Source organism: Candidatus Baltobacteraceae bacterium (assembly GCA_036559195.1).
Lineage (GTDB): Bacteria > Vulcanimicrobiota > Vulcanimicrobiia > Vulcanimicrobiales > Vulcanimicrobiaceae > JALYTZ01.
On record DATBTN010000043.1, the window covers coordinates 1 to 12,835 of the forward strand.

Annotated in this window: 11 protein-coding genes; 6 read left to right on the forward strand and 5 right to left on the reverse strand. The window is 61.9% G+C overall.

Features of this window, described 5'->3' with window-relative positions:
- Positions 1-156: 156 nt before the first annotated feature.
- Both VIG32_05345 and VIG32_05350 read right to left on the reverse strand, forming a co-directional pair.
- Positions 157-2,913 (reverse strand): tetratricopeptide repeat protein, encoded by a 2,757-nt coding sequence (locus VIG32_05345; protein ID HEY8297427.1) that lies wholly within the window; start codon positions 2,911-2,913, stop codon positions 157-159.
- Positions 2,914-2,972: 59 nt separating this feature from the next.
- Complete coding sequence (locus VIG32_05350; protein ID HEY8297428.1) at positions 2,973-4,214, reverse strand: FAD-dependent oxidoreductase; 1,242 nt, start codon at positions 4,212-4,214, stop codon at positions 2,973-2,975.
- A gap of 70 nt (positions 4,215-4,284) precedes the next feature.
- Here VIG32_05350 and VIG32_05355 point away from each other — a divergent pair, with 70 nt between their 5' ends.
- Positions 4,285-4,620 carry a hypothetical protein gene (locus VIG32_05355; GenBank protein HEY8297429.1) on the forward strand — a complete coding sequence of 112 codons (336 nt, stop codon included), beginning with the start codon at positions 4,285-4,287 and terminating at the stop codon, positions 4,618-4,620.
- The gene (locus tag VIG32_05360) at positions 4,617-4,835 is read left to right on the forward strand and encodes a hypothetical protein (protein HEY8297430.1); all 219 of its coding nucleotides are present in this window, start codon (positions 4,617-4,619) and stop codon (positions 4,833-4,835) included. Before VIG32_05355 ends, VIG32_05360 begins: the two co-directional genes overlap by 4 nt.
- Before the next feature lie 206 nt (positions 4,836-5,041).
- Here VIG32_05360 and VIG32_05365 read toward each other — a convergent pair whose 3' ends face one another.
- Positions 5,042-6,205: an amidohydrolase gene (locus tag VIG32_05365; GenBank protein HEY8297431.1), complete on the reverse strand. Its 1,164-nt coding sequence runs from the start codon at positions 6,203-6,205 to the stop codon at positions 5,042-5,044.
- A 44-nt stretch (positions 6,206-6,249) separates the two neighbouring features.
- Positions 6,250-7,050, reverse strand: coding sequence for a hypothetical protein (locus VIG32_05370; protein HEY8297432.1), 801 nt, complete (start codon positions 7,048-7,050; stop codon positions 6,250-6,252).
- A gap of 100 nt (positions 7,051-7,150) precedes the next feature.
- On the opposite strand from VIG32_05370, the gene VIG32_05375 reads away from it, so the two are divergent.
- The 4 genes from VIG32_05375 to VIG32_05390 are packed head-to-tail and all read left to right on the forward strand — an operon-like array spanning position 7,151 to position 11,623.
- Positions 7,151-8,176: a thiamine pyrophosphate-dependent dehydrogenase E1 component subunit alpha gene (locus VIG32_05375; protein ID HEY8297433.1), complete on the forward strand. Its 1,026-nt coding sequence runs from the start codon at positions 7,151-7,153 to the stop codon at positions 8,174-8,176.
- A gap of 53 nt (positions 8,177-8,229) precedes the next feature.
- Complete coding sequence (locus tag VIG32_05380) at positions 8,230-9,258, forward strand: thiamine pyrophosphate-dependent dehydrogenase E1 component subunit alpha (protein HEY8297434.1); 1,029 nt, start codon at positions 8,230-8,232, stop codon at positions 9,256-9,258.
- A complete protein-coding gene (locus VIG32_05385; protein HEY8297435.1) occupies positions 9,255-10,250 on the forward strand; it encodes an alpha-ketoacid dehydrogenase subunit beta in 996 nt (331 codons plus the stop codon). Before VIG32_05380 ends, VIG32_05385 begins: the two co-directional genes overlap by 4 nt.
- 2 nt (positions 10,251-10,252) lie before the next feature.
- The gene (locus VIG32_05390; protein ID HEY8297436.1) at positions 10,253-11,623 is read left to right on the forward strand and encodes a dihydrolipoamide acetyltransferase family protein; all 1,371 of its coding nucleotides are present in this window, start codon (positions 10,253-10,255) and stop codon (positions 11,621-11,623) included.
- 109 nt (positions 11,624-11,732) lie between these two features.
- Here VIG32_05390 and VIG32_05395 read toward each other — a convergent pair whose 3' ends face one another.
- Positions 11,733-12,632, reverse strand: a complete 900-nt coding sequence (locus tag VIG32_05395; protein HEY8297437.1) for an AraC family transcriptional regulator — start codon at positions 12,630-12,632, stop codon at positions 11,733-11,735.
- Positions 12,633-12,835 lie beyond the last annotated feature (203 nt).

Sequence of the window (12,835 nt, forward strand, 5' to 3'; positions counted from 1 at the left end):
TCGGCTCGCTGCGGAAATCGCGCTCGAGCGAGAGAATCGCATCGAGTTGATTACCGGCGCTCATGTGCCGCAGTTGGATCAAGGCGGCCACGGCGCTCGCGGCGATCACCACGAACGTTCCCATGGTCGCGATCGTGTTGAAAAGCTCGATCGGCATTAGATCGCTAAACCTTCTTCGATCGCTTGATCTTCGGTCATCGTGGCGCCGTCGGCCATCAGCATCGTCAACTCGTCTTCCGGCACGTGCTCGCGCAGCAGCGCCAGCGTTTGATCGTACGTAATCTGTTCGGTAAGCTCGCGTTTCGCGTTGATCGAAACGTAAAAGGCGCCGACCCGTCCGAGTAAACGCGCACTTCGCTTGTAGTCTCCGTCGCGAGCCGCGACGCCGGCGAGGTGCTGCAGGCAGATGAAGGTTTGGGCCATTATTTGCATATCGCGGGCCATGCGCAAGGATGCGCGGGCGTGGACCCGGGCGTCGTCGGTTTTGCCGAGAAACAATTCGTACGCCGCAATATTCGTGATCAAGCCTGCAACCAAGTGGGACTTTTCGTTTCCGATCGTCCCGGCCTCGAACGCCCGCTTCAACGCTCCCTCTGCATCGCCGCTGGCAAACTCGCTTTCGGCCATATTCATCGCCGCTCGACGCAGTTCGCGATCGTCGCCGAAACTGCGCGCCGCCGAGAGCGCTTGCGCGTACATTTCGCGCGCCTGCGCGACCTCGCCGGTCAGCCATAGCGCGGTTGCGATGTCCGAGAGCGTGCGCCCCGTCCAGCGCTCGTCGCCGACCTCGCGAAAAACGGCCAACGCGTCTTGTAAATACGGAAGCGCCGCCGCGTTCTCGTCTTGACGAATCAAATAGAATCCCATCAGCCGCGTTGCGAGCGCCGATTCGCCGCGCCGGCCGAGGCCATCGTACAGTTCCCGCGCGCGAGAAGCCGATTCGAAGACCCGGGGATCGGCGGTGGTATCGACTTCTCCGAAGGCCCGAAAGAGCCGCGCTTGAACCTCGAGCGGCACGTCGGTCTGGGCGCTCTGGGTGGCGATTCTGATCCAGCGTTCCCCTTCACCGGCCGAGAGATCGCGCCAAAAATTCCCGAGCGAGCCGACGATCGTGCAGCCGAGCGCGATATCGTGACGCTCCACGATCGTCCACGCGAGCGCCGCGCGAATATTGTCGACCTCGGGTTCGATCGTGGTCAGAAACGTCTGAATGGGACGCTTCGCCGAGCCCGCGTCGGCTGCGGTCGCCATCTGCGCGACGAATGACGCGTGCCGAAACGCAAAACGGTCGAATTCGCCGGACGATTCGATCTTTTCGAGCGCGTATTGCCGGGTCGATTCGAGCAGCCGATAGCGTTCGTCGCGTCCGCTCAAATCGACGACGGCAAGCGACTTGTCGACCAGTGCCGAAAGCACGTCGAGAACCTCCCAGTCCTCAACCAGATCGTCGCTGCAAACCGCCGTCGCCGCTTCCAGCGTCCATCCGCCCGCAAAAACTGCAAGGCGTTCGAAGAGCGCCCGCTCTTTCTCCGAAAGGAGATCGTAACTCCAGTCGATGAGCGCGCGCATCGTCTGTTGGCGCGGCAGCGCCGTGCGGCTTCCGCCGGTGAGAATCCGAAATCGCTCGTTGAGCCGATCCGCGAGGCTCGCGACGTTCATTACTTTCACCCGCGAGGCGGCCAACTCGAGCGCCAGCGCGATTCCATCGAGCCGACGCGCGATCCGGACCACGTGCTCCACGTTCTCGTCGGTGAGCGAGAACGATTCGCTCGCCGCTTGCGCCCGATCGACGAACAAGGCGATCGAGCCGTATTCGAGTGCGGCTTCGGTCGTCAAGCGCTGGCCGGCTTCGGGAAGTGTGAGCGACGCCACGCGGTGCACGGTTTCGCCCGCAATATCCAATCCTTGGCGCGAACTCGCAATAACTCTGACGTGCGGGCATCCCCGAATGATCGCGTCGATCATGCGAGCCGCCGCCTCCACCAAATGCTCGCAGTTATCGAAGATCACGAGCGCCTTCTTGCGCTTGAGGTAGTTCACGGACGCCTCGGTGGCCGAGCGCCCCTCGCCGGCGTTGACGTTAAAGACCGAGGCGACGGCGTCGGGAAGCGATTGCGCGTCGCGAATCGGCGCGAGTTCGACGAACCACACGCCGTCTTCGTAGTCGTCGAGCACGTCGGCGCCGACTTGCAAAGAGAGCCGCGTCTTCCCGATTCCGCCCGCACCCACGAGCGTGAGCAGCCGCGCCTTTGCAAGGCGTTCCTTGAGTGCGGCGATCTCGGGCTCGCGGCCGACGAAGCTCGTTACTTGAAGCGGCAGATTGTTCGGCAATTCATCGAGCGAGCGCAGCGGTGGAAATTCAACCGGCAAGTCGGGCGCGCAAAGCTGATAAACTTGCTCGGGGTAGGTGAGATCGCGCAGCCGCTGGAGGCCCAGATCGCGCAGCGAACTCTGCGCCGGCATTTCGTCCTGCGCGAGTTCGGTGGTGACGCCGGAAACCAGCACCTGGCCGCCGTGACCGATCGAGAGCAGGCGCGCGACGCGATTGACCGCCGGCCCGAAGTAATCGCCGTTACGTTCTTCGGAATGGCCGGTATGCAGCGCCACGCGTACCCGCAGCCCGTCGATGTTGCTGAAGTCGCGCGCGGCCAAGCTGCGCTCGGCATCGAGTGCGGCGGCTACCGCATCGGGTGCGCGCGAGAAGACGGCGCAAAACGCGTCGCCGACCGTTTTAAAGACTTGGCCCGCATGGCGTTCGATCGCGGCCTGCACGATTGCGTCGTGCCACGAGAGCGCGTCGCGCATGGCTTCGCGATGCAGTTCCCAACGCTGGGTGCTGCCCTCGATGTCGCTAAAGAAGAACGTTACCGTCCCGGTGGGCAACGGGCGAGTCGGCGTAAGAACGTCGGACAAGCACACCTCCGATGCGCTAAATTACGCTATCCGAAAGGCGGCACCTCGGGCCGTTCGGCTCAGTCGTGGGTCCAATCCAGCATCTCGCGCCATTGGGGTTTGGGATAGCGCTGTTTGCCCTTGATCGTGTCCACGTACTTGCGCTTGCCGCTGCGATTGCCTTTGCCCATGAAGAGGCCGCCGACGAGGCGATCGTCCCAGAAGTAGAGGGCGCGGTACCAGCCCTTCTCGGCGTCGGTCGAGCAGACGGTCTCGATATCCGGCCGATACTCAGGCGAGAGGCCGAACTGCGTGATCGTTTGCCCTTTGAAGAGCATGCTCGAGTACTCGGGCACGTCGTGGTACCGCTCGTCGCCGCCGACCATGTTGATGGCGACCACTTTGCCGTGCGCGCCGGCGTTATTCCAGGTCCCCATGCGGTAGCGCATCTCGAGCGTCGGATCGTAAAAATCTGCAATGTCGCCGGCGGCGAAAATCCCGCCGATATTCGTCTCGAGGCGATCGTTGCACAGAATGCCGTTCTTACTGGTTTGCACGCCGGAGCCGTCGAGCAGTTCGGTGTTCATCGTGAGCCCGAAGCCGATGCCGTAGCACTGCGCTTCGATCTCCGCGCCGCTCTTGAGACGCAGCTTCGTGGCGACGCCGTTGCTGCGCACGAAATCGACGACCTCGTCTTCGTAGTGAAAGTGAACGCCGTCGGCCCGCGCCGCTTTGTCTACGAGGCCGCCGGCGACCTCGTCGAGCATGCGGTGCAGAAAGCGCGGGCCGCGCAGGACCCAGTGCGTTTCGACTTTGCGCGACACGAACGCCTCGGCCAGTTCGTACGCGATGAACGATCCGCCGATCGCAACGGCGGTCTTGGTGTGTTCGAGCTGCTCCGAAATCGCTTTGGTATCGTCGAGATACTGGTAGTTGTACACGTTCGCCGCGTCGGAGCCCGGCGCCGGGTGCGGGTTCGGGCGTCCGCCCGTCGCAACGAGCAGCGCATCGTAGGGATACGATTTACCGTCGGCGATGACCACGCGTTCCTCCGGAATGACGCGATCGACGTGCGTTCGCAGAAGCAGCGCGATCTGATGCTTGTCGTGCCAAGCCTGATCGCGGATGATCACTTTCGCTTCGGTGACTTGCTTGCGCAGCAGCGGCGGTAGCGCGATGCGATTGTAGAGCGTGTAGGGCTCGTCGGCGAACATCGTGATCGAGCACGAGGGGTCGTGCTTGCGCAGCGCTTCGGCGCAGGTCGTTCCGGCAAAGCCGTTCCCAACGATCACGTAACGGCGCGTGTCTCCGACCGAATGCAAGCTCGATCTCCCTATCTAGAGGCGACGAAGAGGCACGCATTCGCCGGGCCCGGAAAGCGCTCCCGTACGAATGGAAGTACGACTGGTCGCGTTGCTGGCCTCATTCATCGGCACGAGTGCCGATTACTCGCTCGCGCGCCTCGAGTTCGCCACTCGCCATCCGGCGCTCGCCGCACCGCCGACGATCGATCGCCTCCCCGACGCCTCCGAAGCGACCTTACGCACGCGCTGGCCGCAGATCGAGGCGCAACTTGAGGCCGCATTGGCGTTTACGAAACAGTTGGAGGCCGCCCCCGGTAGTGTGGGTGCAGACGACACGACTGCCGGCTGGCTGCGACGCACGCTCCAAGAACTCGATCAACACGCGCGCGCTATCCGGTGGGTACTAACGGTGGACGAACGATGAACAACGACTTCATAGAACGCGCGAAGCGCAAAGCCCAAGACCTCGGCAAACAACTCAACGAAACCGTTGAGAAGCAGCGCGAACAGCTCTCACCGCAAGTGCACGACGCGCTCAATCAAACCCAAGCCCAAGCCGAAGACGCCCTAACCGAACTCAAAGGCTTCGTAAAAAAAACCGCCCAATCCATCCGCGACGACATCAACAAACGCCCATAAGACAACCCCCACTTCCACAAGCTCACCATGACAAAGAACACCCCTTGTCATCCTGAGCTTGTCGAAGGACGGAGCCTGTCGAAGGACGTGGTTCGACAAGCTCACCATGACAAGAACGCTTCTTCTTTGTCATCCTGAGCCTGTCGAAGGACGAGCCTGTCGAAGGACGTGGTTCGACAAGCTCACCATGACAAGAACGCTCCGTCTTAGAGAGAGTGCAATCCTAGGGCTACCATCATTCTGAAGCCGACGTCGAGGGCGCCCTCGTCGATATCGTAGCGGGCGCTGTGTTGCGGCTGGGTGCCGAGTTCGGTGCCGCGCGCGCCGACGACGAAATAGGCACCGGGGCGCTCTTCCATCATGTAGGACATGTCCTCAGCCCACATCACGATATCGTGCGGATCGACGACGTTCGCCTCGCCGAGTTCCTCGCGGCCGACTGCGCGCACGATGTCGTTCATCGCCGGATCGTTGACCGTCGGCGGATATCCCATGCGATAGCGCATCTCGTATTCGACGCGCATCGCGATCGAGAGCCCTTTGAGGATGCGCTCCATGCGCTCGGGCATGGACGCGCGCACGTCTTTATCGAACGAGCGAACCGTGCCTTCCATCTCCGCTTCGGTGGGAATCACGTTGAACGTCGAACCGCTTGAGAACTTGCCGACGGTAAAGACCGCGGGATCCTTCGGCGCGATCTCGCGGCTCACGACGGTCTGCAGCATCGTGACGAACTGCGCTCCCGCCACGATCGGGTCGATCGCGCGTTCGGGCATCGCCCCGTGGCCGCCCTTGCCGCGCAGCGTCAGATGGAACTCGTCGGAGGAAGCAAAGAACGCACCGTCGCGCACGCCGATCTTCCCAACTTCCAACCCGCTAAAGACGTGCAATGCGAAGACCCGGTCCACGTGCGGATTCTCGAGCGCGCCGTCTTCGATCATGAGTTTGTTGCCGGCGTAACCTTCTTCGCCGGGTTGAAAACAGAATACGAGCGTGCCGGAGATCTCGTCGCGGCGGCGCGCGAGTTCCTTGGCGGCGCAAAGTAAAATCGCGATGTGTGCGTCGTGTCCGCACGCGTGCATCACGCCGTTTTTGGTCGACTTATATTCGACGTCGGCAACTTCGCTCACGGGCAGCGCATCGATGTCGGCACGCAGCAGCGTCACCGGCCCGGGCCGGCCCCCTTTGAGCGTGCCGAGGATGCCCGTCTTCCCGACCCCGGTACGCAGATCGTCCAAATCGAGCGCGCGCAACTCGCGTTCGATGTACGCGCCCGTTTCAAACTCGACCATCGAGAGTTCGGGATGCATGTGAAAGTGGCGACGTACGCGGACGAGTTCGTCGTGCGGTATCTCGAGCGAGGCGATCATGCAAATCGGGTTTGCCGCGCGCGCGGCGGGGACCTGGCCGCTGCTTAAATCGTGTACTCCATGCGATATCGCAGCTCCGAAACGACCGGAATGCAGCGAAAGATGCTGGGGTTGTATGGCACCGCCGCGAGCTGTTGGCGCGCGTATGCGTCGAACGAGGTACTGCCGCTGGGTTGCAAGAGGTCCACCGCCGCGGCTCGTCCGTCGCTATCGATCGAGATTCGAAACTCGGCCTTTGCGTGGCGTCCGGCCTTCATATCGTAGAAACTCGATTCGTGCGCGATCTGCCCGGCCATACTGGCGTCGCGGTAGGGCACCTTGCAATCCAGCGCCGGCAGATCCAGCTTAAAATCGGCGGCCGTACTCGCAAACGTGCGGTGCTCGCCGCGCTTTAGCGGCGCCGGCGACGCGGTCAACGTACGCCGCTCGTCGTCACCCAACGTCGGAACCTTGTAGGGAAACGTCGGGCAGGATTGCGCTTTGCCCGAAGCGTCCACCACGTCGTCGACCCACGCGTAGCGGATGCGATCGGCGCGAGGCAACGAGATCATCGCGCTGTCGGCTTGAAAATGCATCGGGTCGGTCTCCGACGGCACGAATCGGATATCGCTAAAAGCGACGGTATAGGCTTTGGTGTCGCTAACGACGATGAGGTGACCGCTCACGCGTTGTGCCGAGTCCGATGCGAGCGTGTAGAGGTAGTGCAGGTTCTCGTCTAACGCGTTCGCCGGTCCGTCGGTACCGTAATTCCACGGCGTTAGAAAATCGACGTCGGCGGCGCAGAAGACCGACGCTCGCGCGTTCGCGTGAAGCGCGCCGCAGGCCAGCATGGCGAGGACCAGCATCCATACACCCTTCCTCATACCGTTTTTTTTGCCGCGCCGCCTCGCGGTTACTGCTTCGAGGCGCAGGATTTCCACACAGATTCGGGCGAGTAGCCGGATTGTGGCCGCCAACACAAAAGCGACGCTGTCCTTCGAGCGACACGGGCTTACCGATCTACAACTCATCGAGATGCTGCGCATCATGACGATGCAGCGAACGCTCGAGAATCGCGGATTTCAGCTCAATCGGCAGGGCAAGATTCCGTTTGCGTCGGCAAGCGAAGGCCACGAAGCTGTGCAAGCGGGCGCGGCGCTCGCCTTCGAGCGCGGCAAAGATATCCTCGCTCCCTACTACCGCGATCTCGGCCTCGATATCGGCATCGGGCTAACGCCGTACGAGGTGCTACTCTCGCTCTTCGCGCGGGCCGCCGACCTTTCGGGCGGCCGCCAGTTTCCCCACCACTACGCCAGCCGCAAGCTCAACCTGTTCTCGATCAGTTCGATCATCGCCGCGCAGGTGTGCCACGCCGTCGGCGCGGCGTACGCGATCAAGCTCCGCAAAGAGGCCGGTCGTGCCGTACTCACCACCTTCGGCGACGGGGCGACGAGCGAGGGCGAGTGGCACGAATCGCTAAATTTCGCCGCCGTGCACAAGCTGCCGATCGTGTTCCTCTGTGAGAACAACGAGTGGGCGATCTCGACCCCGATCTCGCGCCAGAGCGGCCAAACCGATATCTATAAGAAAGCGGCGGGCTACGGCATGCCGGGCGCGGTGGTCGACGGGTTCGATCCGATCGCGTGCTACGCGGCCGTCAAAGAGGCGATGGACCGCGCCCGTTCGGGCGGCGGCCCCACCCTGGTCGAGGCTAAGTGCTACCGCTTTCTCTCGCACACGACCGACGACGACGATCGCACCTACCGCAGCCGCGAAGAGGTGGAGGCGCGGCGCAAGGACGATCCGGTACCCAAATTCGAGCGGTTTTTGATCGATCGCGGCGTCCTGACCGCCGAGAAGGTGGCCGCCTTGAAGTCATCCGTCCTGGCCGAGGCGAACGAAGCCACGGACAAGGCCGAAGCGATGCCCTACCCCGAGCCCGGCGACCTCTACACGAATCTCCACGCCGGCCCCTGGGAACCGTGGCAATAACGTAAGCCGAACGGGTCCGTCCGTACTTACCTTCTGAGGATCATCTCGAACATATGGCAAAAACCGATACTCAAGTGCGCAAGACACTCGAGCGGCGCGGGCTGTCCGACGAACAGCTCAAAGCGATCTTCCGCAACATGCTGCTCCAGCGCCAACTCGACAATCGCGGCTTTCAGCTCAACCGGCAAGGCAAGATTCCGTTCGCGCTCGGCAGCGAGGGGCACGAAGCCCTGCAGGCCGGCGCGGCGATGGCGTTCGAGCGCGGCAAGGATATCCTCGCGCCGTACTATCGCGATTTGGGACTTGCCGTCGGCATCGGCTTCTCGGCCTACGAAGTGCTCCTCTCGCTCTTTGCGCGTCAAGCCGACCACAACGGCGGTCGCCAATTCCCCAACCACTATTCGAGCAAAAAAGCCGGCATGATGTCGTTCTCATCGATCCTCGCGGCCCACATCCCGCACGCGGTCGGAGCGGCGTACGCGATGAAACTGCGCAAGGAGACCGGACGCGCGGTGCTCGTCACCTGCGGCGACGGCACGACCAGCGAAGGCGAGTGGCACGAATCGATGAACTTCGCCTCGATTCACAAGCTGCCGATCGTAATGCTCGTCGAAAACAATCAATGGGCGATCTCGACCCCGCTCGACCAGCAGATGGGCCAGCCCGATATCTACAAGCGCGCCGAAGGCTACGGCATGCCGGGCGAACAGTTCGACGGGTTCGATCCGATCGTCACGTACGACGTCGTCAAGCGTGCGATGGATCGTGCGCGCAACGGCGGCGGCCCCTCGCTCGTCGAGGGCGTTTGCTACCGCTTCCTCGCCCACTCAACCGACGACAACGATATGACCTATCGCAGCAAAGACGAGGTCGCCGAACATCGCAAGAACGATCCGGTCCCGCTCTTTGAAGGCGTTTTGCTCGCGGCCGGCGTCATGAACGCGGCCGATGTCGATGCGATGAAAAAAGACGTGCTTCGTGAAACGAACGAAGCCACCGACAAAGCCGAAGAGCAGCCCTATCCGGCCGCCTCGGAACTCTATACGAATCTCTTCGAAGGAGCCTGGGAACCGTGGCTGTGAGTTCGCCGTCGCAAGTAATGAACAACGTCGAAGCCGTGCGCGCGACGCTGTACGAAGCCATGAAGTCCGACGATCGCACCGTCATTCTCGGTGAAGACGTGGGCGCTCGCGGCAACGTCTTTCTCATCACCAAGGATTTCGTGCAAGAGTTCGGCACCGAGCGCGTCATCGATACGCCGATCGCCGAAGCTTCGATCGTCGGCATCGCCGTCGGCATGGCGATGGAAGGCCTGCGCCCGATCGCCGAGATTCAGTTTGCCGATTTCATCTATCCGGCGTTCAATCAGATCGTTGGCGAGGCCGCGAAGACGCGCTATCGCAGCAACGGCGAGTACACCTGTCCGCTCGTGATCCGCACGCCGTACGGCGGCGGCGTGCGCGGCGCGCTCTCACACTCCGTTTCGATCGAAGCGCTCTTCTATCACGTACCCGGTTTGAAGATCGTCGCGCCGTCGTTCCCGGCCGACGTCAAGGGGCTGCTCAACGCCGCGATCGACGATCCCGATCCGGTTCTGTTTCTCGAGCATAAGAAGACCTATCGCCTGATCAAAGGCGAGGTTCCCGAAGGGCATTACACGATTCCGATCGGTAAGGCCGACATCAAGAAGGCCGGCGAGAAACTCACCGTGGTTTCGTACGGACTGTACGTGCACTGGGCGCTCGACGCCGCCAACCAACTGGAGAAAGAGGGCATGTCGGTCGAGGTGATCGACCTGCGTTCGATTCGTCCGATGGACAAGCAGACGATCTTGGAAAGCGTGCGCAAAACGCGCAAACTTTTAATCGTACACGAAGACAACAAATTCGGCGGCATCGGCGCGGAAATCTCCGCGATGGTCGCCGAAGAAGCGCTCTTCGATCTGGATGCGCCGATCCGCCGCCACTGCGCGCCGGACGTTCCCGCGATGGGCTACGCGCTTCCGCTCGAGGAAGAGTACATGAGTTCGCCGGGCGAGATGGCCGAGGCGATGCGAGAGATGGTGCGTTTCTAATTATGGCTACCACGATTACGATGCCGCAGCTCGGCGAGACCGTTACCGAAGGCACGGTCGAACGCTGGTTGAAAAAGGCCGGCGACACCGTCGAGAAGTACGAGGCGTTTCTCGAAGTTTCGACCGACAAAGTGAACTCCGAGGTTCCCTCGCCCGTGACGGGAACGATTCGCGAACTGCTCGTCGCCGAAGGCACGACCGTGCCCACCGGAACCCCGATCGCGATTCTCGATGAAGTCGGCGCGGCAACGGGCGCGGCCGCTGCCGCTGCATCGCCCGATGCGATGGCCGAAAGCGCCAACGCCGAACCCGTTCCGGGATTCAACATTCCGCAAACCCCGGTGCCGAGCGCCGCCGAAGCGGTCGCCGCCAAACCGGCGCCCGCGCTTTCGAACGGCCATTCGACCAACGGACATTCGGCCGCCGCCCAAGGCACGCCCGAACATGCCTTGCGCGGCGCTTCGCCCGCAGTGCGAAAACTCGCGCGCGAACATCACGTGGACGTTCGCGCGCTCAACGGCTCGGGTGCGAAGGGCCGCGTTACCGCCGACGACGTGCTCGCGGCCGCGCGCACGGCACCGGCACCGAGCGCTCCGGCGAAACCGAACGCGCCGGCGACGGCTCCCGGACCCGGCGGTACGAGCAGCTACGGTCAACCGATTCCGGGCACGACGATCGCGCTCAATAGTTCGCGGCGCATCATCGCCGAACGCATGGTCGAGAGCAAGCACACGGCGCCGCACGCGTGGTCGATGGTGGAAGTCGACGTTACCAACGTCTGGAAGTGGCGCACCCGCGAAAAGGATCGCTTCGAACGCGACACGGGGTACAAGCTGACGCTGCTGCCCTTCTTCATCCGCGCCGTCGTCGAGTCGCTCGCAGCGTTTCCGCTGATGAACGCCAAGTTCGTGACCGCCGATGCCGCTCCGGCGTCGATCTACGTGCACGGCGACGTGAATATCGGGATTGCGATCGGTCTGCCGACGAATCTGGTCGTACCGGTAATCAAGAAGGCCGATTCACTCTCGATCAAGGGATTGGCGATCGCCTCCGGCGACTTGGTCGACCGCGCGCGCAAGAACAAACTCTCGGCCGACGATCTTCAAGGCGGCACGTTCACGGTCAACAACAACGGTGCGAATGGATCGTACGCTTCGGCGCCGATCATCAACGGCGGCCAAGCCGGCATCGTGACGATGGAGACGGTCGTAAAGAAACCGGTCGTCACCAAGGACGATGCAATCGCGATCCGCCAGATCATGAACGTCTGCCTCTCGCTCGATCACCGCGTCGTCGACGGCTACGTCGCAAGCGGCTTCCTCGCCGATCTCAAAAAACGCCTAGAAGCAATGGGCCCCGAAGGCGCTCTCTGATCCCCCTTTGCCACACGCACGGTTCGACAAGCTTGTCGAAGGACGAGCTTATCGAAGGACCAAACCGCTCAAAGCAATACCGCGTGTCATTCGTCGTGCTTCGACAAGCTCAGCATGACAAGCCATTGTCATCCTGAGCCTGTCGAAGAACGGAGCCTGTCGAAGGACGTCGTCCGTTTTGTCGCGATGACCGGTAGAGTGACGGCGATTCGCCCGTGCATTTCTTGAAGAATCGTGAAAAGTGCGCCAGATCTTTGAAGGCCACTTTCTCCGCGATTGAAGCTATCGAATCCTCAGTACGTTCGAGCAGCTCCCGGGCGCGCGCGAGCCGCAGCTCCAGAAGATAGCCGTACGGCGTTTTTCCGGTTGCGGATCGAAATTGGCGAAGCGCGGTAAATGGCGAGAGCCCGAGTTCGCGAGCCACGTCGGAAAGTCCGATCGACTCGAAGGCGTGCATTTCGATGAAGCGTTTCGCCCGCTGCATTCGCAGCTTCGGCGCGGCGATATTCGAGTCGCGCCTCGAAATAGCGGACGCCTCATCGAAGAGCGTAAACACCGCCGAATCGAAACTGTCGTCGTCCAACAAGTGCGGCAGGTTCCCGATGAGTCTCACCAGCAGTGCTTGCGCGGGTACGACCTGGGTCAAGAAGAGTCGTCGGCAATCCGGATCGATCGCATCGTCGCGTAGGCCGACGACCAGGTTGCCGTCTTCGCAGCCGCGGTAATGTCTGCAACTATAGCCGTCGCCCGCCGACCCAACCATCATGGAGCGCGCGTCGATGTCGGCCCTACCCGCGGCTCCGTGAAACTCCCAGTGCTCTTTCGTGGTCAGGACGATGCAATTAAACGCAAACATCTTGTTATCGGCGCGTTCCGGACCGCGAAGCGCATCGTGCGTGTAATCGAAAATCGCGGCAAATCGCGTGGAGCGTATCGGTAACAGCGCACCGCATCCGATGTTCACCGGTGCGCTGAGATCCTGGGCGGGATCGGGTCGAGATGAAACCATCTACAACGTGTCCTAAACGCCTCGACCCAAGCGCGACTTTTAGCAAACACAGATCTTTCCGTAACGCTTTTAGGTCGATCGTTGTGACATGGCATTAACGTCGCAAAAGACGAGCAATATTATTCAAATGTAGATCTGCACGTCGTCAGAAATGGCGCTCTCGTTAAGGCACGAGGCGCGACAGTGCAGCCCGTGCCGTCTAA

Excerpts from the sequence above, each read along its gene's own strand:
- VIG32_05370 (HEY8297432.1), bottom strand. The coding sequence starts at position 7,050 with ATGCTGGTCCTCGCCATGCTGGCCTGCGGCGCGCTTCACGCGAACGCG.
- VIG32_05380 (HEY8297434.1), top strand. The coding sequence starts at position 8,230 with ATGGCAAAAACCGATACTCAAGTGCGCAAGACACTCGAGCGGCGCGGG.
- VIG32_05360 (HEY8297430.1), top strand. The coding sequence starts at position 4,617 with ATGAACAACGACTTCATAGAACGCGCGAAGCGCAAAGCCCAAGACCTC.
- VIG32_05355 (HEY8297429.1), top strand. The coding sequence starts at position 4,285 with ATGGAAGTACGACTGGTCGCGTTGCTGGCCTCATTCATCGGCACGAGT.
- VIG32_05365 (HEY8297431.1), bottom strand. The coding sequence starts at position 6,205 with ATGATCGCCTCGCTCGAGATACCGCACGACGAACTCGTCCGCGTACGT.
- VIG32_05390 (HEY8297436.1), top strand. The coding sequence starts at position 10,253 with ATGGCTACCACGATTACGATGCCGCAGCTCGGCGAGACCGTTACCGAA.
- VIG32_05395 (HEY8297437.1), bottom strand. The coding sequence starts at position 12,632 with ATGGTTTCATCTCGACCCGATCCCGCCCAGGATCTCAGCGCACCGGTG.